Here is a 609-nt window from a genome sequence, read left to right as displayed (position 1 = left end):
GCATTGCGAATCCCGCTTGAGCAGTTTGTTAGCTTAAATTTCAACACCTTAGATTAACCAAACCTGAGATTAACCTGATTTGAAAAGCCGGAAAACCACTTGAGTTTTGAAACCCGCATTGACTCAAACTTTGTGGCCTTTCATGCGATTTGAAAACCCGAAAATTTTGATAGATCACTTTCGGGAAACTCAAAGCGAAAGCAAAACTTCCAAAGCGACTTTGAGCAAAACTAGCTAACCTCACGCAGTCCCAAAACTCAATTGAGGCAACAGCTCAAAACTCGCATTGACAAACAATGCTGATTTGCCGAAAAACCTGAACGAATGGCCAAAGGAAGAAAGAAAAGACCACAACCAATTGATTTTAATTGTTTTAAGCTAACGCCCTGTTAAGTAGTGAGGCACGCTATACAAATGCTTCTGCACTACTCCGTAAACACAAAACTCACCGCAAACCAAAACTGCCACGCGTGCCGAATCTGCTTGAACAGTTTGTTATGTTTAAAGCCAAACAAGCCCACTGTATGGTTTGATTTTAAGTGCCTCAAGCCGACTTTTTAACGAACCAACATGGATTTCCAATTTGTGACCATCGGGGTCCAAAAGATA

The 609-nt window shown here is 41.2% G+C and carries 1 pseudogene; it reads right to left on the bottom strand.

What is annotated here, in order from left to right:
- Positions 1-501: 501 nt before the first annotated feature.
- Positions 502-609: pseudogene (locus tag R7Q48_RS28820) on the bottom strand (glutathione transferase); the annotation flags it as partial.

The sequence above is a fragment of the Vibrio sp. 378 genome (assembly GCF_033339435.1).
This window is presented reverse-complemented; position numbering and strand designations above follow the sequence as displayed.